Source organism: Blastococcus capsensis, assembly GCF_030165005.1.
In the GTDB taxonomy this organism is placed as follows: domain Bacteria; phylum Actinomycetota; class Actinomycetes; order Mycobacteriales; family Geodermatophilaceae; genus Blastococcus; species Blastococcus capsensis.
Map to the genome: position 1 here is coordinate 132,271 of NZ_JASNNW010000006.1, position 23,585 is coordinate 155,855.

General features: G+C 73.3%; 23 protein-coding genes. 7 read left to right on the plus strand and 16 right to left on the minus strand.

Annotated elements, in window-relative coordinates:
- Positions 1 to 172 precede the first annotated feature (172 nt).
- On the minus strand, positions 173 to 733 hold the full coding sequence (locus QOZ86_RS06635) for a GNAT family N-acetyltransferase (RefSeq protein WP_284491179.1): 561 nt from the start codon (positions 731 to 733) through the stop codon (positions 173 to 175).
- 70 nt (positions 734 to 803) lie between these two features.
- Here QOZ86_RS06635 and QOZ86_RS06640 point away from each other — a divergent pair, with 70 nt between their 5' ends.
- Genes QOZ86_RS06640 through QOZ86_RS06650 form a run of 3 tightly spaced genes read left to right on the plus strand, consistent with a single transcriptional unit; the run spans position 804 to position 4,056 of the window.
- Positions 804 to 1,613, plus strand: coding sequence for a purine-nucleoside phosphorylase (locus QOZ86_RS06640; protein WP_284491180.1), 810 nt, complete (start codon positions 804 to 806; stop codon positions 1,611 to 1,613).
- Complete coding sequence (locus tag QOZ86_RS06645) at positions 1,610 to 2,428, plus strand: NAD-dependent epimerase/dehydratase family protein (protein WP_284491181.1); 819 nt, start codon at positions 1,610 to 1,612, stop codon at positions 2,426 to 2,428. Before QOZ86_RS06640 ends, QOZ86_RS06645 begins: the two co-directional genes overlap by 4 nt.
- The gene (locus QOZ86_RS06650; protein ID WP_284491182.1) at positions 2,425 to 4,056 is read left to right on the plus strand and encodes a phospho-sugar mutase; all 1,632 of its coding nucleotides are present in this window, start codon (positions 2,425 to 2,427) and stop codon (positions 4,054 to 4,056) included. The genes QOZ86_RS06645 and QOZ86_RS06650 overlap by 4 nt, the downstream gene beginning before the upstream one ends.
- Positions 4,057 to 4,092: 36 nt before the next feature.
- Here QOZ86_RS06650 and QOZ86_RS06655 read toward each other — a convergent pair whose 3' ends face one another.
- The 3 genes from QOZ86_RS06655 to upp form a co-directional block, all read right to left on the minus strand.
- Positions 4,093 to 4,503 (minus strand): DUF805 domain-containing protein, encoded by a 411-nt coding sequence (locus QOZ86_RS06655; protein WP_284491183.1) that lies wholly within the window; start codon positions 4,501 to 4,503, stop codon positions 4,093 to 4,095.
- Positions 4,504 to 4,686: 183 nt separating this feature from the next.
- Positions 4,687 to 5,577, minus strand: coding sequence for a Gfo/Idh/MocA family protein (locus QOZ86_RS06660; protein ID WP_284491184.1), 891 nt, complete (start codon positions 5,575 to 5,577; stop codon positions 4,687 to 4,689).
- A gap of 2 nt (positions 5,578 to 5,579) precedes the next feature.
- Positions 5,580 to 6,203 (minus strand): uracil phosphoribosyltransferase, encoded by a 624-nt coding sequence (gene upp, locus QOZ86_RS06665; RefSeq protein WP_284491185.1) that lies wholly within the window; start codon positions 6,201 to 6,203, stop codon positions 5,580 to 5,582.
- Between the two features lie 313 nt (positions 6,204 to 6,516).
- Here upp and deoC point away from each other — a divergent pair, with 313 nt between their 5' ends.
- From deoC to QOZ86_RS06685, 4 genes are all read left to right on the plus strand, one after another.
- Complete coding sequence (deoC, locus tag QOZ86_RS06670; protein WP_284491186.1) at positions 6,517 to 7,530, plus strand: deoxyribose-phosphate aldolase; 1,014 nt, start codon at positions 6,517 to 6,519, stop codon at positions 7,528 to 7,530.
- Positions 7,531 to 7,536: 6 nt separating this feature from the next.
- A complete protein-coding gene (locus QOZ86_RS06675) occupies positions 7,537 to 9,015 on the plus strand; it encodes an aldehyde dehydrogenase family protein (protein ID WP_284491187.1) in 1,479 nt (492 codons plus the stop codon).
- Positions 9,012 to 9,881 carry an aldehyde dehydrogenase family protein gene (locus tag QOZ86_RS06680; protein ID WP_284491188.1) on the plus strand — a complete coding sequence of 290 codons (870 nt, stop codon included), beginning with the start codon at positions 9,012 to 9,014 and terminating at the stop codon, positions 9,879 to 9,881. The genes QOZ86_RS06675 and QOZ86_RS06680 overlap by 4 nt, the downstream gene beginning before the upstream one ends.
- Positions 9,882 to 10,008: 127 nt before the next feature.
- On the plus strand, positions 10,009 to 11,358 hold the full coding sequence (locus QOZ86_RS06685; RefSeq protein WP_284491189.1) for a hypothetical protein: 1,350 nt from the start codon (positions 10,009 to 10,011) through the stop codon (positions 11,356 to 11,358).
- Between the two features lie 124 nt (positions 11,359 to 11,482).
- Here QOZ86_RS06685 and QOZ86_RS06690 read toward each other — a convergent pair whose 3' ends face one another.
- The 12 genes from QOZ86_RS06690 to QOZ86_RS06740 form a co-directional block, all read right to left on the minus strand.
- Positions 11,483 to 13,030, minus strand: coding sequence for a DEAD/DEAH box helicase (locus tag QOZ86_RS06690; protein WP_284491190.1), 1,548 nt, complete (start codon positions 13,028 to 13,030; stop codon positions 11,483 to 11,485).
- A 242-nt stretch (positions 13,031 to 13,272) separates the two neighbouring features.
- Positions 13,273 to 14,346 carry an adenosine deaminase gene (locus QOZ86_RS06695; protein ID WP_284491191.1) on the minus strand — a complete coding sequence of 358 codons (1,074 nt, stop codon included), beginning with the start codon at positions 14,344 to 14,346 and terminating at the stop codon, positions 13,273 to 13,275.
- 166 nt (positions 14,347 to 14,512) lie between these two features.
- Positions 14,513 to 14,926 (minus strand): DUF6941 family protein, encoded by a 414-nt coding sequence (locus QOZ86_RS21140; RefSeq protein WP_431521199.1) that lies wholly within the window; start codon positions 14,924 to 14,926, stop codon positions 14,513 to 14,515.
- Positions 14,923 to 15,336 carry a hypothetical protein gene (locus QOZ86_RS06700; RefSeq protein WP_284491192.1) on the minus strand — a complete coding sequence of 138 codons (414 nt, stop codon included), beginning with the start codon at positions 15,334 to 15,336 and terminating at the stop codon, positions 14,923 to 14,925. Before QOZ86_RS06700 ends, QOZ86_RS21140 begins: the two co-directional genes overlap by 4 nt.
- A complete protein-coding gene (locus tag QOZ86_RS06705; protein ID WP_284491193.1) occupies positions 15,333 to 15,731 on the minus strand; it encodes a hypothetical protein in 399 nt (132 codons plus the stop codon). The genes QOZ86_RS06700 and QOZ86_RS06705 overlap by 4 nt, the downstream gene beginning before the upstream one ends.
- A gap of 75 nt (positions 15,732 to 15,806) precedes the next feature.
- A complete protein-coding gene (locus QOZ86_RS06710) occupies positions 15,807 to 16,616 on the minus strand; it encodes an ABC transporter permease (protein WP_284491194.1) in 810 nt (269 codons plus the stop codon).
- Complete coding sequence (locus tag QOZ86_RS06715; RefSeq protein WP_284491195.1) at positions 16,613 to 17,515, minus strand: ABC transporter ATP-binding protein; 903 nt, start codon at positions 17,513 to 17,515, stop codon at positions 16,613 to 16,615. Before QOZ86_RS06715 ends, QOZ86_RS06710 begins: the two co-directional genes overlap by 4 nt.
- Positions 17,516 to 17,646: 131 nt before the next feature.
- The gene (locus QOZ86_RS06720; protein ID WP_284491196.1) at positions 17,647 to 18,918 is read right to left on the minus strand and encodes a thymidine phosphorylase; all 1,272 of its coding nucleotides are present in this window, start codon (positions 18,916 to 18,918) and stop codon (positions 17,647 to 17,649) included.
- Entirely contained in the window at positions 18,918 to 19,358 is a 441-nt protein-coding gene (locus tag QOZ86_RS06725) for a cytidine deaminase (RefSeq protein ID WP_284491197.1), read from the minus strand. The genes QOZ86_RS06720 and QOZ86_RS06725 overlap by 1 nt, the downstream gene beginning before the upstream one ends.
- Entirely contained in the window at positions 19,358 to 20,647 is a 1,290-nt protein-coding gene (locus QOZ86_RS06730) for an ABC transporter permease (RefSeq protein ID WP_284491198.1), read from the minus strand. Before QOZ86_RS06730 ends, QOZ86_RS06725 begins: the two co-directional genes overlap by 1 nt.
- The gene (locus QOZ86_RS06735; RefSeq protein ID WP_284491199.1) at positions 20,644 to 21,870 is read right to left on the minus strand and encodes an ABC transporter permease; all 1,227 of its coding nucleotides are present in this window, start codon (positions 21,868 to 21,870) and stop codon (positions 20,644 to 20,646) included. The genes QOZ86_RS06730 and QOZ86_RS06735 overlap by 4 nt, the downstream gene beginning before the upstream one ends.
- Positions 21,867 to 23,450: an ABC transporter ATP-binding protein gene (locus QOZ86_RS06740; protein ID WP_284491200.1), complete on the minus strand. Its 1,584-nt coding sequence runs from the start codon at positions 23,448 to 23,450 to the stop codon at positions 21,867 to 21,869. The genes QOZ86_RS06735 and QOZ86_RS06740 overlap by 4 nt, the downstream gene beginning before the upstream one ends.
- Between the last annotated feature and the right edge of the window lie 135 nt (positions 23,451 to 23,585).

Consider the following 23,585-nt stretch of genomic DNA (forward strand, 5'->3'; position numbering starts at 1 on the left):
TCAGCGCGTGGTGGTCACCGCGCTGACGTCGACAGCAACCAGGCCGCAACCGTCGCGGGAATCCGGCCGCAACCCTCGAGCGGTCCGAGGACCGCGATCCGCATGTCGCCACGACAGGGCTCGGACGGCTTCCGGAAGGGATTCCCGGCCCGCCGTCCGAAACCGTTCCGGTTCAGGCGCCGGGGCGGAGATCCGTCGCGAGCCGGGCGTACAGGACGACGTCGCTCGGCTGCCCCCGGTGCAGGAAGCGCTGCCGGATCGTCCCCTCGGCGAGGAAGCCGGCGCGCTCGGCCACCCGGCGCGACCCGGTGTTGGCCGGATCGACCAGCAGCTCCACCCGGTGGACGCCGACGACGTCGAGGGCCCAGTCCGTGAGGACGCGGAGCGCGTCGGCCGTGCAGCCGCGACCACGCCGCCCGGGCGCGGTCCAGTAGCCGGCCTCGCCCACCCCGTCCTGCGGGGGGAACAGGCCCATGCTGCCCACCAGGGCCGCACCGCCGAGCGGCTCCACGGCGAACAGCGCGCCGCCCTCGTCCCAGATCTGCGGCGCGATGCCTGCGACGAACCCTTCCGCGTGCTCCTTCGTGTAGGGCACCGGCACCTGGGTCCACCGCTGGATCTCCGGGTCCTGGCAGGCCTCCAGCACCGCGGCTGCGTCATCCGGGCGCCAGGGCCGCAGGCGCACCCGCCGGCCGGTCAGGGTCGGCTGCCGCCCACGTTCCGTCGTCGTCACGGCGTCGATCCTCCCGATCGCGGCCGGCAGAGGCCCACCGCTTCTCCACCGCTGCGTTAGCGTCGCCGCCGTGAGCGAGCTCCCCGGAACCGACCCCACCACCATGGCCGCGCAGGCCGCCGAGGCCCTGACCACCGCGCTCGGTGGCGAGCACGACGTCGCCGTCGTCATGGGCTCGGGTTGGGCCCCCGCGGCCGACGCCTTCGGCGAGGCGGCCGCCGCCGTGGCGATCGGCGACCTACCGGGGTTCGCCGCCCCCACCGCGGTCGGGCACGGCGGCCAGGTCCGCTCGGTGCGCGTGGGCGACCGCAAGGTCCTGCTCTTCCTCGGCCGCACCCACTTCTACGAGGGCCGCGGCGTCGAGCCGGTCGTCCACGGCGTGCGCACCGCGGCCGCCGCCGGCGTGCAGACGGTCATCCTCACCAACGCCGCCGGCGGGCTGGCCCCGGAGCACCGGGTCGGCCAGGCGGTCGTCATCTCCGACCACCTGAACCTCACCGCGCGGTCGCCGCTGACGGGCGCGCACTTCGTCGACCTCACCGACCTCTACTCCGCGCGGCTGCGCACGCTGGCCCGCGAGCTCGACCCGGGCCTGACCGAGGGCGTCTACGCCGCGCTGCCCGGCCCGCACTACGAGACCCCGGCCGAGATCCGGATGCTGCGCACGCTCGGCGCCGACCTGGTCGGCATGTCCACCGCGCTGGAGGCGATCGCCGCGCACGCCGCCGGCCTGGAGGTCTTCGGCCTCTCGCTGGTCACCAATGCCGCCGCGGGGGTCACCGGCGAGAAGCTGGACGCCGACGAGGTCATCACCGCCGGCCGGGCGGCCGCGGGCCGGCTCGGGGAGTTCCTGGTGGAGCTCGTCGGGCGGCTGCCGTGAGTGGTCCCGTCCTCGTCACCGGCGGGGCCGGGCGGATCGGGACGGTGCTGCGCGCCGGGCTGCCCGGGCGCGGCTGGGCCGTGCGCTCGCTCGACGTCGTACCGGTGCCGGAGCCGCGCCCGGGCGAGGAGCACCTCGTCGCCGACGTCACCGACCTGGCGGCGATGACCGAGGCCGCCCGGGGCGCCTCGGCGGTCGTCCACCTGGCCGGCATCGCCGGCGAGTCGACGTGGGCGGCGATCTCGCACGCCAACATCGAGGGCACGTACTGCGCGCTCGAGGCCGCCCGGCAGGCCGGCGTCCCCCGCGTGGTCCTGGCCAGCAGCAACCACGCCTCCGGCTACACGGAGCGGCCCGCGGACGGGCTGCTGCGCGAGGCCGACGCGCCGCCGCGGCCGGACACGTACTACGGCGTCTCGAAGGTGGCGATGGAGGCGCTGGGGTCGCTGTACGTCGACCGCTACGGCCTCGACGTCGTCTGCCTGCGGATCGGCAGCGCCTTCGCCGAGCCGACGACGACGCGGCAGCTGTCCACCTGGCTCGCCCCCGCCGACACGGTGTCGCTCGTCGACGCGGCCCTGACCGCCCCGTCGCCGGGCTTCTCCGTCGTGTGGGGGGTTTCGGACAACACCCGCCGCTGGTGGGACCTCTCCGCCGCCGAGGCGCTGGGCTACCGCTCCACCGACGACGCCGAGCGTTACGCCGCGGCGCTGGTCGAGGCGCACGGCGAGCCCGACCTCTCCGGTCCGGTGCACCGCCGCGTGGGTGGCGAGTACACGACGCCTGCGTTCGACGCGGAGAACTTCCCGGCATGACCGACGACCTGCTGGCCACCGCCCGCGCCTGGGCCGACGCCGATCCGCACGACGGCGACCGAGACGAAATCCTGGGGCTGATCGACGTGGGCGACACCACGGAGCTGGGCCGCCGCTTCGCGGGCCCGCTGACCTTCGGGACGGCGGGGCTGCGCGGCCCGCTGCGGGCGGGCCCGGCCGGGATGAACGCCGCCGTGGTGCTGCGCGCGGCGGCCGGGATGGGCCGCCACCTGCTGGACACCGGGCACGGCGGCGGGACGGTCGCGATCGGCTTCGACGCCCGGCGGCGGTCGGACGAGTTCGCCTCCCTCTCGGCCCAGGTGTTCTCGGCGCTGGGCTTCCAGGTGCAGCTGATGCCGCGGCCGCTGCCCACCCCGGTGCTGGCCTTCGCCGTCCGCCACCTCGGCGCGGTGGCCGGCGTGATGGTCACCGCCAGCCACAACCCGCCCGAGGACAACGGCTACAAGCTCTACCTGGCGGGCGGCGCCCAGCTGGTGCCGCCGGCCGACCGGGAGATCGAGGCCGCCATCGCCGCCGTCGGCCCGGCGCGGGAGATCCCGCTGGCCGGCGGGCACGGGGTCCTGGGCGATGACGTGCTCACCGAGTACGTGGCCGCCGTCGTGCGAGCGCTGGACCCGGAGCGGGTGCCGGCTGCCGACCGGGCGGCGCTGCGCGTCGCCTACACCGCCATGCACGGGGTGGGTGCGTCGACGACCCGGCTGGTGTTCGCCGCGGCGGGCTTCGCGGAGCCGGCCGGCGTGCCCGAGCAGGACAGCCCCGACCCGGCGTTCCCGACGGTCGCCTTCCCGAACCCGGAGGAGCCCGGAGCGGTGGACCTGCTCACCGCGCTGGCCGAGCGGTCCGGTGCCGACGTCGCGATCGCGCAGGACCCCGACGCCGACCGCTGCTCGGTGGTCGTCGGTGGCCGGCAGCTGACCGGCGACGAGGTGGGAGCGCTGCTCGCCGACTGGCTGCTGCGCCGCGGGGTGCGCGGGACGTATGCGTCATCGCTGGTGAGCGGCTCGCTGATGCACGTCGTCGCCGAGTCGCACGGGGTGCCGTCGGAGGAGACCCCGACCGGGTTCAAGTGGATCATGCGGGCCGGCTCGGACGCCGCACCCCTGGTGTACGGCTACGAGGAGGCGCTGGGCTACTCGGTGGCGCCGTCGGTGGTGCGGGACAAGGACGGCATCTCCGCCGCGCTCGCCGTCGCGCTGCTGGCCGCGGAGCTCGAGGCCGGGGGCCGCACGCTGCTCGACCGGCTGGACGAGCTGGCCCGGGAGCACGGGCTGTTCGTCACCGGCCAGCTGTCGGTGCGGGTGGAGGACCTCTCGGTCATCTCCGGGGCGATGGCGCGGTTGCGCTCGGCCCCGCCGGCCACCCTGCTCGGCCGGCCGGTGGAGTCCGCCGACCTCGCACTCGCGACGCCGCCGGTGGATGCCGTGCGGCTGCTGGGCGACGGCGTGCGGGTGATCGTCCGGCCCAGCGGCACCGAGCCCAAGCTCAAGGCGTACCTGGAGACGGTCGTCCCGGTGCACGACGACGCCGGCCTGATCGCCGCCCGCGGGCGCGGTGCCGACGAGCTGGACCAGCTGCGTGCCGAGATGTCGGCGGCGCTGGGGCTGTAGGCCGGCCGCCCGTGCCTGCTACCGGAGGGGTTCGGGTCAGGCGGACACCGGGCCGGAGACCGGCACGTCGGGCTCGGGCCCGTACTGGTTCGGGCCCTCATCACCGGGCAGCGCGGCCTGGACCAGCAGCACGATCGTCCCGACGAGCGGCAGCAGGTAGAAGAGCAGCCACCAGGCGGAGTGCCCTCGGTCGTGCAGTCGCGCCACCATGGACGTGGTCTGCGGCACGAGAGTCAGCAGCAACACGGCCCCGCTGAAGATGCTCGAGCTCACCCGGAAGCTGCCGCCGTTCGCGTTCGCCACGGCCTCGTCCACCTGCGAGAGCACCACTGCTGCATCAGCGGCCAGAGCCAGCGCCACGAGGCCGGCGAGCGGCAGGAAGTAGTGCAGCCAGAAGGTGCGCGGCGCGATCCGGCCGGTCCGCACGTACCAGTTGGTGAAATTCACCGGGTCTCCGTCCGGTCGAGGTCGAGAGGGCGAGCTCGATCCCGACTCTGGTGGAGGAGGTCACATGACGCTGAGCAGCGCATACGGATCACCCGGTCGGGTGAAACAGCAGCACGCTATCCGGTCGCACGGGTGGATCCGGTCGGGCGTGCTGTCCGCGCCGAACGACTCCGCCCCGGCCGATCAGCGGGCGACCGGCTCCCGGCAACCCGACTCCAGCGCCTGGGCGGCAGTCGCGAGCACGGCGACGACATCGCGGCCGAACGCGACGTCGCAGGGGTGCGCCCCGCCGGTCAGGGCCGCCGCACCGAGTTCGTCGACCGCCACCTGGAACGCCTCGACCGGGGCCTCGACGTCGGGCAGCAGCACCAACCGCCCGGCGTCCCCGTGCACGAAGAACTCGATGCCGGACGACATCGGCGCCACCGTGTGCGACAGCGACACGGTCGAGGCGATCCCCGACTCGTGGGTGAGCACCAGGTGCACGGTGTCCCGCAGCCCGGCGCCGGCCTGCACCGCGACGACGGGCCCCAACGCGGGGACGAGCACCGACAGCGCGTGCGGGCCGATGTCCCAGAGCGCCCCACGCTCCTGGCGCCACGGCGAGGCCGCGAACGGCGTCCCGGCCAGCGAGCCCAGCCACGAGCCGGCGCCCCCCGCGAGCTCCGTCCGCGCCGCCTGGGTCAGCCACGTGGAGGTCTGCGACTGGAAGCGGAAGGTGAAGAAGACGACCGAGGCGACGCCGGCGTCCCGGACGGCGGAGACCACGCGGTCGGCGGCGGGGACGTCCAGGGCGATCGGTTTCTCCAGCAGGAGGTGCTTGCCGGCTGCGGCGGCACGCTCGGCCAGGGGTGCCTGCACGTCCGGCGGCAGGGCGAGCGTGACGGCGTCGACCTGCGACAGCAGCTCGTCGACGTCACCGAACCCCGGCACCTCGAACTCCGCTCCCAGCGCCTCGGCCCGCTCGGCGTCCCGGCCCCACACCCCGACCAGCTCGGCCGCCGGGTGGGCGGCCAGCGCGGTCGCGTGCACCGCCTTCGCCCAGTGGCCGGTGCCGAGGACCCCGAAGCGCACGGTCAGACCGCGCCGAACTGGCGGTCGCCGGCGTCGCCGAGGCCCGGGACGATGTAGGCCTTGTCGTTGAGCCCCTCGTCGATGCTGGCGGTGAACACCCGCAGCGGCAGGCCGCTCTCCTCCAGCCGGCGGATGCCGTCGGGAGCGGCGAGCGCGCACAGCACGGTGATCGAGGTGGTGCCGCGCGCCGTCAGCAGCTCGCAGCAGTGCACCAGCGAGCCGCCGGTGGCGAGCATCGGGTCGAGCACGAAGACGTCCCGGCCCACGAGCGACTCCGGCAGCGAGGCCATGTAGGCCTCGGGCTGGAAGGTCTCCTCGTTGCGGGCGAGGCCGACGAAGCCCATCTGCGACTCGGGCAGCATGCCGTGCGCCGTGTCGGCCATGCCCAGGCCCGCCCGCAGCACCGGAACGATCAGCGGCGGAGCCGCGAGCCGGTACCCCGTCGTCGTGGTGACCGGGGTGGTGATCTGCTCCTCCGCCACGATCAGGTCGCGGGTCGCCTCGTAGACCAGCATCTGCGTGAGCTCGCGCAGGGCGGCCCGGAACATGGCGTTGTCCGTCCGCTCGTCCCGCATCCGGGAGAGGCGGGCACGGGCCAGCGGGTGGTCGACGACGGTGAGCTGCACGGGCAGAACCGTAGCGAGCTGACCGGACCGGCAGACACCCCCGCCCGTGCACCGCCCCCAGCTCCGCTCACCCCGGGAGCGATCATGGAGTTGCCGGGGCGACGCGCCGTCTCGGACCGGCCGCGGGCCCCCACAGGGGCCAGAGAGGAGGGGGGGAAACCCCCCGGGCTGGGATTCTGGGGGGGCGGGGCGGCCCCCCCCCCCCCCCCCCCCCCCCCCCCCACTGCAGGTCCATGATCGTCGGGGCTCATCAGCGGCCCCGGTCGGATGAGCAGGTTCGGGAAATGTCCGGCCGCAGGGGAGAATGGCCGCCATGACCCACGTGCTCGACCCCGGCGCGCTGTCCGGGGCGATCCCCACGGTGCGCGCGCCGCTGGCTCCGTACGACGACGTCACCCGGACCGCGGCCGCCTTCCGCGCCTTCCTGCACGGGCTGCCCGGCGTGGATCAGGTCGGCGCCGAGGCCCGCGTCGCCACCCTGGGCACCCGGTCGATCAAGACGACGTCGAAGGCGTGGGCGATCGACACCGCCATCTCGATGGTCGACCTCACCACCCTCGAGGGCGCCGACACCCCCGGCAGGGTCCGCAGCCTCGCCGCGAAGGCCAGGCAGCCCGACCCGTCCGACCCGACGACCCCGCAGGTCGCGGCGGTCTGCGTCTACGGCGACCTGGCCGGCGTCGCCCGCGAGGCGCTCGGCGACAGCGGCATCCACGTCGCCGCCGTCGCCACCGCCTTCCCGAGCGGCCGCGCCAGCCGGGCCGTGAAGATCGCCGACGTGCAGGACGCCGTGGCGAACGGCGCCGACGAGATCGACATGGTCATCGACCGGGGCGCCTTCCTCGGCGGCCGCTACCTCGACGTGTACGAGGAGGTGGTCGCGGTGAAGGAGGCCTGTTCCCGGCCTGACGGAGGCGCCCCCGCCCACCTCAAGGTCATCCTCGAGACCGGCGAGCTGGTCACCCTCGACAACGTCCGCCGCGCCAGCTGGATCGCGATGCTCGCCGGTGGCGACTTCATCAAGACCTCCACCGGCAAGGTGAACCCGGCCGCCACCCTCCCGGTGAGCCTGGTGATGCTGGAGGCGGTCCGCGACTTCCGCGCCGCGACCGGCCGCCAGGTCGGCTTCAAGCCCGCCGGCGGCATCCGGACCACGAAGGACGCGATCAAACACCTCGTCCTGATCAACGAGACCGTCGGCGCCGACTGGCTGGACCCCGACTGGTTCCGGTTCGGCGCCTCCGGCCTGCTGGGCGACCTCCTGCTGCAGCGGCAGAAGCTGCGCACCGGCCACTACTCCGGCCCCGACTACGTCACGGTGGACTGACCGACGATGACTTCTTCTCCGCCCAGCCCGGCCCAGCCCGCGACCAGCATGTTCGAGTACGCCCCCGCGCCCGAGTCGCGGTCCATCGTCGACATCGCGCCGTCCTACGGCCTGTTCGTCGACGGCGAGTTCGTCGACGGCACCGGGGAGTCGTTCAAGACGGTCAACCCGGCCACGGAGGAGGTCCTCACCGAGGTCTCCGCCGCGAGCGCGGCCGACGTCGACCGCGCGGTCCGCGCCGCCCGGCGGGCGTTCGAGAAGACCTGGGGCCCGATGCGTCCGGCCGACCGCAGCAAGTACCTGTTCCGGATCGCCCGGCTGCTGCAGGAGCGGGCGCGGGAGTTCGCCGTCCTGGAGTCGCTGGACAACGGGAAGCCGATCCGGGAATCACGGGACATCGACGTCCCCCTGGCCGCCGCGCACTTCTTCTACCACGCGGGCTGGGCCGACAAGCTCGAGCACGCGGGGCTCGGGTCGAACCCACGCCCGCTGGGTGTGGCCGGTCAGGTCATCCCGTGGAACTTCCCGCTGCTGATGCTGGCGTGGAAGGTCGCGCCCGCGCTGGCCACCGGCAACACCGTCGTCCTCAAGCCGGCCGAGACCACCCCGCTCACGGCGCTGCTGTTCGCCGAGGTCTGCCGGCAGGCCGACCTGCCGCCGGGCGTGGTGAACATCGTCACCGGCGCCGGGGAGACCGGCCGTGCGGTCGTCGAGCACGACGACGTGGACAAGGTGGCGTTCACCGGTTCGACCGAAGTGGGCCGGTCGATCGCCCGCTCCGTGGCCGGCACGGTCAAGTTGCTGACCCTCGAGCTGGGCGGCAAGGCGGCCAACATCGTCTTCGACGACGCCCCGATCGACCAGGCCGTCGAGGGCATCGTGCAGGGCATCTTCTTCAACCAGGGCCACGTGTGCTGCGCGGGCAGCCGGCTGCTGGTGCAGGAGTCGATCCACGACGAGGTCATCGCGAGCCTGCAGCGCCGCATCGGCACGCTGCGCGTGGGCGACCCGCTGGACAAGAACACCGACATCGGGGCGATCAACAGCGCCGAGCAGCTCGCCCGCATCCGAGAGCTCTCCGACATCGGCGAGGCCGAGGGCGCCCAGCGCTGGCAGCCCGCCTGCGACCTGCCCGAGCGCGGCTACTGGTTCCCGCCGACCGTCTTCACCGGCGTCTCCCCCGCCCACCGCATCGCCCGCGACGAGGTGTTCGGCCCCGTCCTGTCCGTGCTCACCTTCCGCACCCCCGACGAGGCGGTGGCGAAGGCGAACAACACCACCTACGGGCTGTCGGCCGGCATCTGGAGCGAGAAGGGATCGCGGATCCTGAAGATCGCCGACCAGCTACGCGCCGGCGTCGTGTGGGCCAACACCTTCAACAAGTTCGACCCGACGTCGCCCTTCGGCGGCTACAAGCAGTCCGGCTACGGCCGCGAGGGCGGCCGGCACGGTCTGGCCGCGTACCTGAAGGGTGCTGACCAGTGAGTTCCGACCGGCTGGCCGTCCGCAAGACCTACAAGCTGTACGTGAACGGCGCTTTCCCGCGCTCGGAGAGCGGCCGCACCTACGAGGTGACGGACACGAAGGGCCACTTCCAGGCCAACGTGGCGCGGGCGAGCCGCAAGGACGCCCGCGACGCCGTCGTCGCCGCCCGGGCCGCCTTCCCCAAGTGGTCGACGTCCACCGCCTACAACCGCGGCCAGGTGCTCTACCGGGTGGCCGAGGTGATGGAGGGGCGACACGTCCAGTTCTGCGACGAGGTCGCCGCCGGCGAGGGCCTGTCGGCGTCCAAGGCGCGGGCCGCCGTGGACGCCGCCATCGACCGCTGGGTCTGGTACGCCGGCTGGACCGACAAGCTGGCCGCCGTCCTCGGCAGCGCGAACCCCGTGGCGGGGCCCTACTTCGACTTCTCGCTTCCCGAGCCCAGCGGCGTCGTCGCCGTCCTGGCGCCGCAGCAGTCCTCGCTGCTCGGCCTGGTCAGCGTGCTGGCACCCGTGCTGGCCACCGGCAGCACCGCCGTCGTCGTCACCTCCAGGGACCGGCCGATCCCGGCCGTCACCCTCGCGGAGGTGCTGGCCACCAGCGACGTCCCCGGCGGAGTGGTCAACCTCCTCACCGGCGACGCCGCAGAGCTGGGTCCGTGGCTGGCCGAGCACGCCGACGTCGACGGCATCGACCTGACCGGCGCCCCGGCGACGCGGGCCATGGAGTTCGAGCGGGAGGCCGCCGGCACCATCAAGCGCGTCGTCCGCCCCCCGGCGACCGAGCCCGACTGGACCGCCGACCCGGGGCTGTCGCGCATGACGCCTTTCCTGGAGACCAAGACGGTCTGGCATCCCATCGGGTTGTGAGCGGCCCCGTCCCGAGCGTGCGAGGGGTGGGGAGGACGGGGTCCTTCTCCTGGCACCCCATCGGCGTGTGCGGCCCGCTGGCCCGGCCCCGGGATGCGCGCCAGGGCCGACAGGGCAGGATGGGCGGGTGGCCAGGCCCAGCATCGTCCCCATCGCACTGACCCTCGACGACCGCACGGGATACACGCTGTGGGCCCCCCCGTGGGAGGAGGACGGCGAGGAGTGGCAGGCCTTCCTCGGGACCACCGAGGGGAACACCGCCACCCTGCACCTCTTCCCCACGCCGGCGAAGCTCGCCGCCTTCTGCCGCACCCGTACCGAGCACGACCTCGCCGACCACCCGGTGTGGCCGGTCGTCGCCGGGCTCGGCGCGGCCGACCTGACCCCGGACGACGACCACCGGTACGACCTCGACGGTGTCTACGACATGGCGGCCGAAGACCCCGACCGGTGGGCCGTGGAGGAGCTGGCGGCGACGGTCGACATCGTCAGCCGGCTCGCCGAGTGCCTGGACACCACCGACGAGGACGACGACGACGACGAGTTCGAGGCCGTCGCCGAGCTCGCCGGCAAGCCGGAGATCGGCTCCCTCGGCCTGGGCGTCGAGGCCTTCGCCGGCCGCTCCGGCGAGGACGCCTGGATCGGGGTCGGCACCGTCCTCGACGACCTGTGGGAGGACGTCGTCGAGGAGCTGTCGGAGCACTTCGACTGGACCGGCGGCGGCACCGCCACCCTCGACGAGTACCCGTCGGCCTCCGAAGCAGGCGACCACGTCGCCGGCGGCTCGGACGACGAGGCCCCGCTGCCCGCGCGCGCCGGCACCGCACCGGCCGGCGCCACCGCCGCATCGGCGGCTCCCCGGGCCGGTGTGCGCACGATCGCGCGCGGCAGCCGGGTCACCGCGTCGGCGCCCGCCGTCGCCGCGGCCGCCGAGTTCTGGGAGGCCGTCGGCATCCTGCCGGTCGAGCTCGTCGTCCCCGAGGGCGCCGGGGTCACCCTGCGCTGCTACGTCGAGGACGTCGCCCGGTTCCTCGGCCGCGACGGGGAGGTCTTCCTGTTCGGCAGCCCCACCGAGCTCGCGCGGTTCTCCGCGGGCAAGGAGCGGCACGACCTGACCGAGATCGCGTCCTGGCCGGAGGTGGCCGACACCGACACCCCCCCGCTCCCGGCCGAGCAGGACCGCTACGACCTCACCGAGGTGTCCGAGGCCCTCACCGAGGTGGCCGACGGCGCCGCCGGCCTCGTCCCGCTGCGGGCACTGCTGCAGCCGGTGGAGGGCGTGCGCGACCTGGCCGAGTACGCCGGGCTCACCCGGGTGGAGGAGCTGCTCGCCCCCACCGCACCGCTGGGCCGGGCGCTGGCCCGCGCCGAGCGCGAGCCGGAGGCCGTCCTCGGTGCCGCCGAGGCCGCCCAGCTCCACCCGGTGTGGGACGAGATCGTGGCGGAGATCTGCGGGGCGCTGGTCTTCCGCGACTGAACCGCCCGGACGACGGACGTGGCCGGCCCCGGGAGATCCCGGGACCGGCCACGTCTGTCTTTCCGGTCCCCTTCCAGGGGCCCGCCCCGAGCTGGCGAGGGGTGGGGAGGAAGGGGATCCTCTTTCAGCTGCCGTAGCGCGACGGACGGCTGGGCCGCCCGCCGGAGCGACCGCGATCACCGTAGGACCGCTCGCCGGACGAGGACCGCTCGCCGTAGGAGCGCTCCCCGCCGGACCGCTCACCGGCCGGCCGGGGCCGGTCGCCGAAGGAGCGACGCGGGCCCCCGCGGGAGCCACCGGTGGGACGGTCACCGTCACGACGCGGACGCCCACCGGGGCCGCCACCACCGCGGCGCATGTCGCGCTGGGTGCGCTCCTTGGGCTCCACCGGGATGCCCTTGGCGACGAGGTCGTTGATGGGCGCGTCGCCCGGACGGGTCCGGTCGATCGGCGGGTCCACCTTGGCCGTGCGGAACCGGCGCTTGGCCTGGCCCACCTGGTCGGGCAGCAGCAGGGAGACGACGACACCGGCGGCACCGGCGCGGGCGGTGCGGCCCGAACGGTGCAGGTAGGTCTTGGCGTCCGTCGGCGGGTCGTAGTGCAGGACCAGCGAGACGTCGTCGACGTGGATGCCGCGGGCGGCGACGTCGGTGGCGACGAGCACCGGCGAGCGGGCGTCGGTGAACTCCTCCAGCGCACGCTTGCGCGCCGCCTGGGGCAGCCCGCCGTGGATCGCCTCGGCCTTGATGCCGGCGGCCTTGAGGTTCTCGGCCAGCCGGTCCACACCCAGCTGCGTGCGGGCGAAGATGATCGTGCGGCCGGGGCGACCGGCGAGCTCGGTGGCCACCTGCAGCTTGTCGCGGAAGGCGAGGGTGAAGGCCAGGTGCTCGGCCGGCGGGGCCTCGCCGCCGGGGCGGACGACCTCGTGACGAGCCGGGTCCTTGAGGTAGCGGCGGACCAGGGAGTCGACCTCGCCGTCCAGGGTGGCGGAGAACAGCAGCCGCTGGGCGTTGCGGTCGGTCTGGTCGAGCAGCTCCTTGACGACCGGGAGGAAGCCCAGGTCGGCCATGAAGTCGGCCTCGTCCAGGACGGTGACGACGACGTCGGCCAGGGTGCACTCGCCCTGGCTGATCAGGTCCTGCAGCCGGCCGGGGGTGGCGATGACGACGTCGACCCCGCGCCGCAGCTGCTGGATCTGGCGGTACATGGGGGCGCCGCCGTAGACGGTCGCCAGCACGACGCCGGTGGCCTGGCCCAGCGGCGCCAGGTTGTCGTGCACCTGCTGCGCCAGCTCACGGGTGGGCACGAGGACCAGGCCGCGCGGGGCGCGGCGGCCGCTCTTCACCTCGGCGCCGATGCGGGCCAGCAGCGGCAGCCCGAAAGCGAGCGTCTTGCCCGAGCCAGTGGCGGCCTTGCCCAGCACGTCGCGCCCGGCGAGGGCGTCCGGCAGGGCCGAGGTCTGGATGGCGAACGGGCGGTGGATACCGCGCCGCTCCAGCGCCGTCACCAGCTGCTGGGGCAGGCCCAGCTGGCCGAAGGTGGGGCCGGCCTCGGTGGTGCCGGTCTCGACGGCGTCGTCCGCCGCGGTGTTCTCGACAGGGTTCTCAGTGGTGTTCTGAACGGCGTTCTCGGCCTTGGTGGACTCGAACGCGACAGGGTGGACCAAAGTCATGCGGGGTGGGGCTCCGATACTGCTCGGAGCGCGTCCCGTGAAAGAGGAGGAGCACCGTCAGGTACCGGCGTCCTCACTTGGCGATCGTCTGCGCCCAGGGATGGAACGCGGGATCTGCACGGATGCGCTCATGCCCGGACAAACCGTCCGGGAGGATGACCGGCCTTGTGCCGGTACGCCCAGGTTAGCAGCGAAGATCGCGGATCGATTCCCGAGCGGGGGGTGGCTGCCGTCACCCCGGGTCAGGACTGGAGAGCGGCGTACCCGGGGCGGACGACCTCGTCGAGCAGCCGGGCACGCTCGTCGTCGGCCAGGAAGGCGCCCGCCAGCGCCCGCTCGGTGATCGTCCGCACGTCGTCCCACGTCCAGCCGAACGTCGTCGCGACGTCGGTGACCTCGCTCGTGGCCGAGACGCCGCTCATCAACCGGTTGTCGGTGTTCAGGGTGACCGCGAAGCCGAGGCGGTGCAGCCGGTCCACCGGGTGCGCGGCCAGCGACGGGTAGGCCCCGGTCTGCACGTTCGACGACGGCGCGACCTCCAGGGGAACCTGCTCGTCCCGCACCCGCTGGGCCACGGGGCCGAGCGCGCCGTCCTCGCCCACCTCGTCGGCGATCCGGACACCGTGGCCCAGCCGCTCGGCGCCGGCGCCGTCCAGGGCGGCCACGATGCTGTCGATGCCGGCTGCCTCCCCCGCGTGGATGGTGCGGTGGCCGTGCCCGCGGTCGAGGACGGCGAGGGCGGACGGGATGCGGTCCGGGGGGAAGCCGATCTCCGGGCCGGCCAGGTCGAAGCCCACCACCCCCGCATCGCGGTAGCGCACCACCAGTTCGGCGACCTCGTCCCAGCGGTCGTCCTGCCGCATGGCGCACAGCAGGGTGCCGATGCGGATCGGCGTGCCCGTTCCCGCGGCGTCACGGCTGCCCTGCGCGTAGCCGTCGAGCATGGCCTCCACGGCCACCTCGAGCGGCATGCCCGGCGTGAGCAGCTCGGGAGCCATGCGGACCTCGGCGTACACGACGCCGTCCGCGGCGAGGTCCACGGCGCACTCCCGCGCCACCCGGTGGACCGCCTCGGGGCTCTGCATCACGCCGACGGTGTGCGCGAACGTCTCCAGGTACCGGACCAGCGACCCGGAGTCGGCCGACTGCCGGAACCACCGGCCGAGCGCATCGGCGTCGGACGCCGGCAGGGCGCGGTACCCCGCCGCGTCGGCCAGCTCCAGCACGGTCTGCGGCCGCAGCCCGCCGTCCAGGTGGTCGTGCAGGAGGACCTTCGGGGCGCGGCGGACGTTCTCGGCGTCGAGCGGAGCAGGCACCGCTCCATTATCACTTTGCGGCCTTACGGGACGACAGCTGGGCAGGAAGGGCCACAAGCCGGACAAGGGCTCCATGCGCTCATGCGCAGCGGACGGATACGACGCAAGTCGGCACCGGAAACTCGATCCGGACAGGGCAGGCGCGGCGACTCGACGCGAGCGCCGATTACGAGGAACTCGAGTCCACCATCCGCAGCCACAGCGTCCGATCTTGTCGCTCATCCAAGGAGACGACGATCCTATAAAGCCCAGGGCGGTCTACAGGATGGAGCGACATCGGGACAGTCAGCGGGAAGTTGACGGTAGGGACGAGAGGCTTCATCCCCTCGTCAGTCACCGGGCGACGCAGCTCCCCCGCCAACCTGAAGACCTGCTGACCCTGCTCGTCGAATGCCGTCACAGCGACGCTATGACTCAAATCAGGCTCGTCTGAATCCAACTCGAGCAGGAGGGCCATGTCGACACCAAAAGGTGCAGGAAAAGCAGAACTCGCGACGACGGTTACCCCACCACCGAGCACATGCAAGAGACTCTCGCGAACGGTGGCCGAATCACAAAGAAGCGCAGCCGTCAGTCTCACGAGAGTGACGACCCAGCAAAGGAGAGATGCTCATTTCGCGTTACCACTCTACGATCAAACGGGTGCTCATGCAGCTCGCTTCCATAGTCACCAAGCAGCGGGGAGCGACTCGGCGTATTCCATGACACAACCCACCCTTGGTTAACGACTCCGAGCCCATGCGGCTTGGCAACCGCCGCGAAGTCCATGGCGACCTCATCCGAGGATTGGCGCGTACGCCAGTGCATCAAAAGGTAGACTTCGTCGTCCTCGATGGCCCCGACGGTGGCACCGAAGGTCAAGCCTTCAGCATCATCTACCGCAACAACCTCGTCACCGACAGCGATCTCGCCGTCGACTTGGTCGAGGTAGCCGAGCACTTGACCCCCACGAACCAGATCATTGAAGTCGACGTGGATTGTCGCCGTCATGTCGGCTCCTTCCCCTTAGCCGGGTTGGGTGCGGGCTCCTCGAAGCTCGCAACGAAGTCCACCGCCCTTGATTCTGTCACTTCTCCGTCGAAGGCGACGTTGTAGTGCACGTCCCCTTGCCCGTTCGAGGGATCATGCTCCAGCGCGAAGCCAGCCGCCTCCAGGCGCCCTGCGGTAGACCGCTGCACCTGCCCGTGCGGGACGCCCGATTCGGCACAGACCCGCACGAACGCGGCCTCCTCCGTCTCCCCTTCGCCCCTGTTGGCGGCGAACACAGAGATCAGCGGCCGGCGGCCGCGATCCTCCAACCCTTGGAGCTTGCGTAGGACCACCTGCGGATCGCGGACCTGGCCGCCGCGGATGACCACTGCCGTCCCGGTCAGATCCACAGACACAGACAGGAACTTAGCCGTCTCGCCCGCCAAGCTGCGAAGCCAGGCGGATGGCCGGACTGCGCAAGGACGTCCCCGTCACCGACTTCCGCGATCCTGCCAGCGGAAGGTGGCGACGCAGAGGAACAGGCCGACGACGCACCAGGTGCCCAGCACGATCGCGACGGTCCCGAGCTCCCACGACCCGGCCGGCTCCCGGGCGGCGAGGGAGTCGGGCAGGAAGACCGCGCGCAGCCCCTGCGCCAGCCACTTGACCGGGAAGACCGCGGCGACGTCCTGCAGCCAGCCGGGAACCTGGTCGAAGGGCATGAACACGCCGGAGATGAACTCCAGCACCAGGGCGATCGGCGTGACCGTGGCCGACGCCGACCGCGAGTTGCGGGCCAGCGACGACACGGCGATGCCCAGGAGCGTGCAGGCCGCCGCGCCGAGCAGCGTCACCCAGGCGAAGGTCAGCCAGTCGGCGCCCGACGGGAGGTCGATCCCGAACACGAGCACGCCGACGAGCAGCAGGATCCCGATGGTGGCGAGCGTCACCGCCACCACCTGCGCCACCTTGCCGACGAAGTAGGCGGTCTTGGGCATCGGGCTGCCGGCCAGCGCCTTGAGCGTTCCGTCGGAGCGCTCGCCGGCGATGTGGATGGCCAGATTCTGCAGGCTGGCGCCGACGATGCCGGCGGCGATCACCCCGGCCATGAAGTACTGCGGGAAGTCGACGCCGGAGCCGAGGTCGTAGTCCAGGACCGCACCGAGGCCCAGCAGCAGGATCACCGGGAACAGCAGGGTGAAGACCACCGACTCCCGCTGCCGGAAGAACTCCTTGAGCTCCACCCCGGCCCGGGTCCGGGAGACCCGCGCCAGCGAGGGCAGCGCGGTGGACGTCGTCACGAGCGGTCCCCGATCATCGTCAGGTAGACGTCCTCGAGCGTGGGCCGGCGCACCGCGAGGTCGGGGACCTCACCGGGGAAGCGGGCCGCCAGCTCGGCGACGAACGCGGTGGGCCGGGCGGTCTCGACGGTGCGCCGGGCGCCGCCCTCGGTCCAGCTGACGACGGCCGGTGCGGTGCCGCGGCCGCCCAGCGCGGTGGGGACGGCGACCTCCGCCAGCTGGCCGCGGGCGATGACCCCGACCCGGTCGGCCAGCTCCTCGGCCTCGTCCAGGTAGTGGGTGGTCAGCAGCATCGTCGTGCCGAGCTCGCGCAGCGAGCGGATCAGGGCCCAGAACTGGCGCCGCGCCTCGGGGTCGAACCCGGTGGTCGGCTCGTCCAGGAACAGCAGCGTGGGCCGGCCGACGATGCCCAGAGCCACGTCGAGCCGGCGGCGCTGCCCGCCGGACAGGGTGCGGCCACGGGCGCCGGCCTTGTCCGTGAGGCCGACCAGCTCGAGCACCTCGTCGGCGTCGCGCGGATCGGCGAAGTAGGAGGCCTGCGCCGTCAGCAGCTCCCGGACCGACAGCTGGCTGTCACCGGCGCCGGACTGCAGCACGATGCCCAGGTCGGCCTTCCAGCGGCGGCCGCCCCTGGCCGGGTCCACACCGAGCACGCGGACCTCCCCGCCGTCCCGGTCGCGGTAGCCCTCGCAGATCTCGACGGTGGTCGTCTTGCCGGCGCCGTTGGGTCCGAGCAGGGCGAAGATCTCCCCGCGGCGGATGTCGAGGTCCAGCCCGTCGACGACGGCGCGGTCGCCGTACCGCTTGACCAGACCGCGGATGGAGATGGCCGCATCGGGGTCCAGCGGGGCACCGAGGGCCGTCGGCCGCACGCCGGGAGCCGCGGGAGTCCGTGTCACGAGCGACCAGTGTCCTCCTCGTTCTGGACACTTCACCGAGCCCCCCGACGATCATGAGCTCCGGGAGGCGACACACCGCCGCTCACCGGCATGTCACGTCCGGAACTTCATGATCACGGGGGAATGGGCGCTCACGCGGTGATTCGGTCGACGACCAGGGGCAGCGGCGAGTCACCGGTGTCGATGCCGATGGCGTCCTCGAGCGCCTCCAGCGCCCGCGGGATGCGCGACGCGTCGTCGGTCTGCAGCTCCAGCAGCGGCTGACCGGCGGTCACCCGCTCCCCCACCCCGGCGGTCCAGACGACGCCGGCCGCTGCCGACACCGGATCCTCCTTGCGGGCACGCCCGGCACCGAGCCGCCAGGCGGCGACGCCGAGCGAGAACGCGTCCAGCCGGGTCAGCGTGCCGGTCGCCGGCGCCGCCACCACGTGGGTCTCGGCGGGCTCCGGCAGCGGGGCGCCGGGGTCCCCGCCCTGGGCGGCGATCATGCGCCGCCACACGTCCATCGCCCGGCCGTCGGCCAGCGCGTCGGCGGGATCGACGTCGTCCCGGCCGGCGCCGGCGAGCATCTCGCGCGCCAGCGCCAGGGTCAGCTCGACGACGTCGGCGGGACCACCGCCGGCGAGGACCTGCACCGACTCGGCGACCTCGACGGCGTTGCCGGCGGCCCGGCCCAGCGGCCGGTCCATGGCGGTCACCAGCGCGACGGTGCGCACCCCGGCTGCCTCGCCCAGGCCCACCATCGTGCGGGCCAGCTCGCGCGAGGCCTCGGGGTCCTTCATGAACGCACCCGAGCCGGTCTTCACGTCCAGGACCAGGGCGTCGGCACCCTCGGCGATCTTCTTGCTCATGATCGAGCTGGCGATCAGCGGGATCGACTCGACGGTGCCGGTGACGTCGCGCAGCGCGTAGAGCAGCTTGTCCGCCGGAGCGAGATCGTTGCCCGCCGCGCAGATCACCGCACCGACGTCCCGCAGCTGGCGGAGGTAGGCGTCCTCGTGGACGTCGGCCCGCCAGCCGGGGATCGACTCCAGCTTGTCCAGCGTGCCGCCGGTGTGCCCGAGCCCCCGCCCCGACAGCTGCGGCACAGCAACGCCGCAGGCGGCGACCAGCGGCGCCAGCGGCAGGGTGATCTTGTCGCCGACGCCGCCGGTCGAGTGCTTGTCGGCGGTCGGCCGCCCGAGCGAGGAGAGGTCCTTGCGCTCCCCGGAGTCGATCATCGCCTGCGTCCACGCGGCCAGTTCATCGGCGACCATGCCGCGGAAGAACACCGCCATGAGCAGCGCGCTCATCTGCTCGTCGGGCACGCTGCCGCCGGTGTAGGCGCCGATGACCCAGCGGATCTGCTCGGCCGTCAGCGTGGCGCCGTCCCGTTTGGCGCGGATGACGTCGATCGCGTCCATCAGGCCCCTCGCGCCGCGGCCGCGACGAGGTCGTCCGGCCCGAAGGCATCGGGCAGCACCTCGCGCATGGGCACGATCCGGGTCTGGGTGGGCGAGGACTTGGAGACGGTCTCGATGAGCATGTCCGCGCCGCCGTGCTCCCACAGCAGCTGACGGCAGCGCCCGCACGGCATGAGCGGCTGCCCGTCCCCGCCCACGCAGGCCACCGCCACCAGTCGGCCGCCGCCGGTCCGGGCGAGGTCGCTGACCATGCCGCACTCGGCGCACAGGGCCAGGCCGTAGGAAGCGTTCTCGACGTTGCACCCGGTGACCACCCGGCCGTCGTCCACCAGGCCCGCGACGCCCACCGGGAACTTCGAGTACGGCGCGTAGGCATGCGTCATCGCCTCGCGCGCCGCGAGCCGCAGCGCATCCCAGTCCACGGCGCTCTCGCCGCCCACTAGTGCTCCCCTCGTCGGTACACCAGTCCGTCGGCCTTCGGCATCCGCAACCGCTGGGAGGCCAGTGACAGCACCAGCAGGGTGGTGAGGTGCGGGGTGAAGAAGACGATCCCGTCGGGCAGTTCCTCGACGGTGACGAAGCCGATCAGCGCCGCCGCCGCGACCACCCCGGCGAACCCGGCCGGGGTCCAGCGGCGACGCGCCGCCTGGTAGACGGCCACCCCGGCCAGCAGCAGCGCGACCAGGAGCAGCAGCGCGACGACCGCCGTCCGGCTGCGCAGCTGCAGGGCGTCCGCGAAGCCGAACAGACCGGCGCCCGCGGCCAGGCCACCCGGCCGCCAGTTACCGAAGATGAGTGCGGCCAGCCCGATGAAGCCACGGCCACCGGTCTGCCCCTCGCGGTAGATACCGGCGACGAAGACGAGGAAGACACCACCGAGGCCGGCCAGCGCGCCGGAGATGATCACCGCGATGTACTTCATCCGGTAGACCGGCACGCCCAGCGAGTCGGCGGCCGCCGGATTCTCCCCGCAGGACCGCAACCGCAGCCCGAACGCCGTCCGCCACAGGACCAGGTAGGAGATCGGGATCAGCAGCAGCGCGACCAGCGTCACCACGCCGAGCCCAGCGGTGAGCCCACGGAGCACCCCGGCCAGGTCGCTGAGCAGGAACCAGCCGGTCTTCTCGAGGTCGCCGAGCAGGTCCGGGCCGGAGGACAGCACCGGGACGGAGATCTCCGGAGGGTCCCCCCGGAGGGACGGCGACTGGGTCGGCCCGCCCCCGGTCCCCTCGACGTAGACCAGTTCCGAGAGGAAGCGCACGAGGCCGGCGGCCAGGATGTTGATCGCCACACCGGAGATGACGTGGTCGACACCGAAGGTCACCGTCGCGATGGCGTGCAGCAGACCGCCCACCGCACCGAGCAGGAGGCCGCCGACGATGGCGCCCCCCCAGCCCCAGTGCCAGCCGGCCCACCCGGCACCCCAGGTGCCGAGGATGAGCATCCCCTCGAGGCCGATGTTCACGATCCCGGCCCGCTCGGAGTAGAGGCCGCCGAGCGCGGCGAGCCCGATGGGCACCGCGAGGAGCAGCGCCGCGCGCAGCGTCGAGGACGACGTCAGCGCCTCCTCCCCGGAGACCGCCCGGGTGAAGGAGAAGACGAACAGCAGCCCGAGGACCAGCCACAGGATCCGTCGGCCCCGGCCACCGCCGGTCAGCAGATCGGTGAGCGGGCCGCGGCTGGGCCGGGTCGCGGTGCCCTCCCCGGTCGTGGAAGCGGTGCTTCTCATGCGCGCGCCCCCTCGGGCGTGCCGGGGACGCCGGTGCGGACGCGGTGGCCGCCGTCCGGTCCGCTGTCGGGGCCTGGGCCGCCGCCCGGGCCGCCACCGTCCGCACCCGGGTCCGGGGGCGCGCCGGTCGCCGCGGCACCGGCCCGCTCGGCCGAGCGCAGGGTCAGCCGGCGGACGACCTCGTTGGCGACCACGACGGCGAGCACGATCGTGCCCTGGATGATCGTGACGACCGAGGCGGGGATGTCGGCGAACTGCAGCGGCAGGGCCGCCCGGTCGAGGAACGCGAACAGCAGCGCGGCCAGGGCGACCCCCAGCACGTTGTTGCGGCCGAGCAGGGCCACCGCGATGCCCAGGAAGCCGAGGCCGGCGGTGAACTCGGTCCCGAAGGAGTGTGCGTCCCCCAGCAGGTCCGGCAGGCCGACCAGGCCGGCGACCGCGCCGGAGAGCAGCATGGTCGTGACGACCATCCGGCGGGCGTCGACGCCGCTGGCGGTGGCGGCGGACGCCGACATGCCGGTCGCCCGCAGGTCGAAGCCGAACCGGGTCCGCTGGACGAGCACCGAGATCACGACGCCGATGACGACCGCGACGACGAGGAACCCGAACAGCTCGGTGCGCGGCTCGGCCAGGCCGAAGGCGCCCAGCACCCCGTTCAGCCCCGGGAACCAGGCCGACTCGGGCAGCGGCGCCGTCGTGATGATCGACGCCCCCTCCGCACTGCCCCGCAGCGGGCCGGTGAGCAGGAAGGACGCCAACCCCAGCGCGATGAAGTTGAGCATGATCGAGCTGATGACCTCGCTGACGCCGCGGGTCACCTTGAGCACACCGACGATGCCGGCCCAGAAGGCGCCGACCACCATCGCGACGACGATCACCAGCAGGACGTGCAGCGGGCCCGGAAGCACGACGGCGGCACCCACCGCGGCGCTGACGACGGTCGCCATCCGGTACTGGCCCTCGACGCCGATGTTGAACAGGCCCATCCGGAAGGCGATCGACACGGCCAGCCCGGCGAGGAACAGCGGGACGGCGCGGTTGAGGATCACCACGATCGACTGGACCTGCTGGGACGGCGCGTCGCCGAGGTCCACCATCACCTGCAACGCCCGCAGCGGGTCCTGGCCGATCAGCGCGATCACCAGGCCGGAGATGACCAGGGCCACGAGGACGGCGAGCACCGGGCCGAGCAGCGCCAGGCCGGTGCGGCGCAGGCGGTTCATGCCGCACCCGCCGCGGTCCGGGCGCCGGTCATGTACCCGCCCAGTTCCTCGGGGGTGACCTGGCGGGGGTCCACGGTGGCGACGAGGCGGCCACGGAGCATGACGTGCAGGGTGTCGGAGAGCCCGATCAGCTCGTCCAGGTCGGCGGAGATCAGCACGATGCCCATCCCTTCGGCGCGCGCGTCCTTGAGCAGCTCCCAGATGACCGCCTGGGCTCCGACGTCGACGCCGCGGGTCGGGTGGGCGGCGACCAGCAACCGCGGGGCGGCGCTCATCTCCCGGCCGATGATCAGCTTCTGCTGGTTCCCACCGGAGAGCGCGACGGCGAGCGAGTCCGGCCCGGGGGCCCGGACGTCGTACTCGCGCATGATCCGCGCCGTGTCGGTGCGGGCGCGGCCGCGGTCGATGAACGGTCCGCGGGCGGCCGGTGGCCGGGTCTGGTGCCCGAGGATCCGGTTCTCCCACAGCGGCGCGTCCAGCAGCATCCCCTGGCGGTGGCGATCCTCGGGGATGAAGCCCATGCCGGCCTCCCGGCGGGCCCGCGTGCTCCACCCGGTGATGTCCGCCTCCCGCAGCCGGACGGCGCCGGACGCGAGCGGGCGCAGACCCATGACGGCGTCGACGAGTTCGGCCTGCCCGTTGCCCTCCACGCCCGCGATGCCGACCACCTCGCCCTCGCGGACGGTCAGGTCCACCGCGTCGACCAGCGGCCGGCCGGCCCCGGAGTCGACCGTGACCCCGGCCAACCGCAGGACCGGGACCTGGCGCACGGTCGAGCTGCGCGTCTCGGGGGTGGGCAGCTCCGAGCCGACCATCATCTGGGCCAGCTCCTTCGCCGTGGTCGTCCGCGGATCGGCCTCGCCGACCGTCGTCCCGCGGCGGATCACGGTGATCGAGTCCGCCACCCGGCGGACCTCGTCGAGCTTGTGCGAGATGAAGATGACCGCCAGGCCCTCGCGCTTGAGCTCGGCGAGGTTGCCGAACAGCTCGTCGACCTCCTGGGGAACGAGGACGGCGGTCGGCTCGTCCAGGATCAGGGTGCGGGCCCCGCGGTAGAGGACCTTGGCGATCTCGACCCGTTGCCGGTCACCGACGCCCAGGCCCTCGACCAGCACGTCGGGGTCCAGCCCCAGCCGGTAGCGCTCGGAGATCGCGGCGATCCGCCGCCGGGCCTCCGCCCGGTCCAGCCGACCGCCCTTGGTCGGCTCGCTGCCGAGCACGACGTTCTCCAGCACCGTGAAGTTGTCGGCGAGCATGAAGTGCTGGTGCACCATGCCGATGCCGGCGGCGATGGCGTCCGCGGGGCTGCGGAAGTGGACCTCGCGCCCCTCGAGCAGGATCTGCCCCTCGTCCGGCCGGTGCATCCCGTAGAGAGTCTTCATCAGGGTGGACTTGCCGGCCCCGTTCTCGCCGACGATGGCGTGCACCTCCCCCCGGCGGACCCGGAGCTCGATGTCCTTGTTCGCCACGACGCCGGGGAAGCGCTTGGTGATCCTGCGCAGCTCCACCGCGAACGGGACGCCGCCGGCTGCTCCGTCCCCGACCGGCGGGGTACCGCCGACCGCTCCTGCTGCGGCCATGGGGCCCCTCTCTCGCGGTCGGCCGCGGATGGCGGCGCACGTCCACTCGTCTGCCCGGCGGGGCGGGATCCCCGCCCCGCCGGGTCCTACCGGGTGCGGCCTTCGGCGCACCCGGGCACGGGCATGATGCCGCAC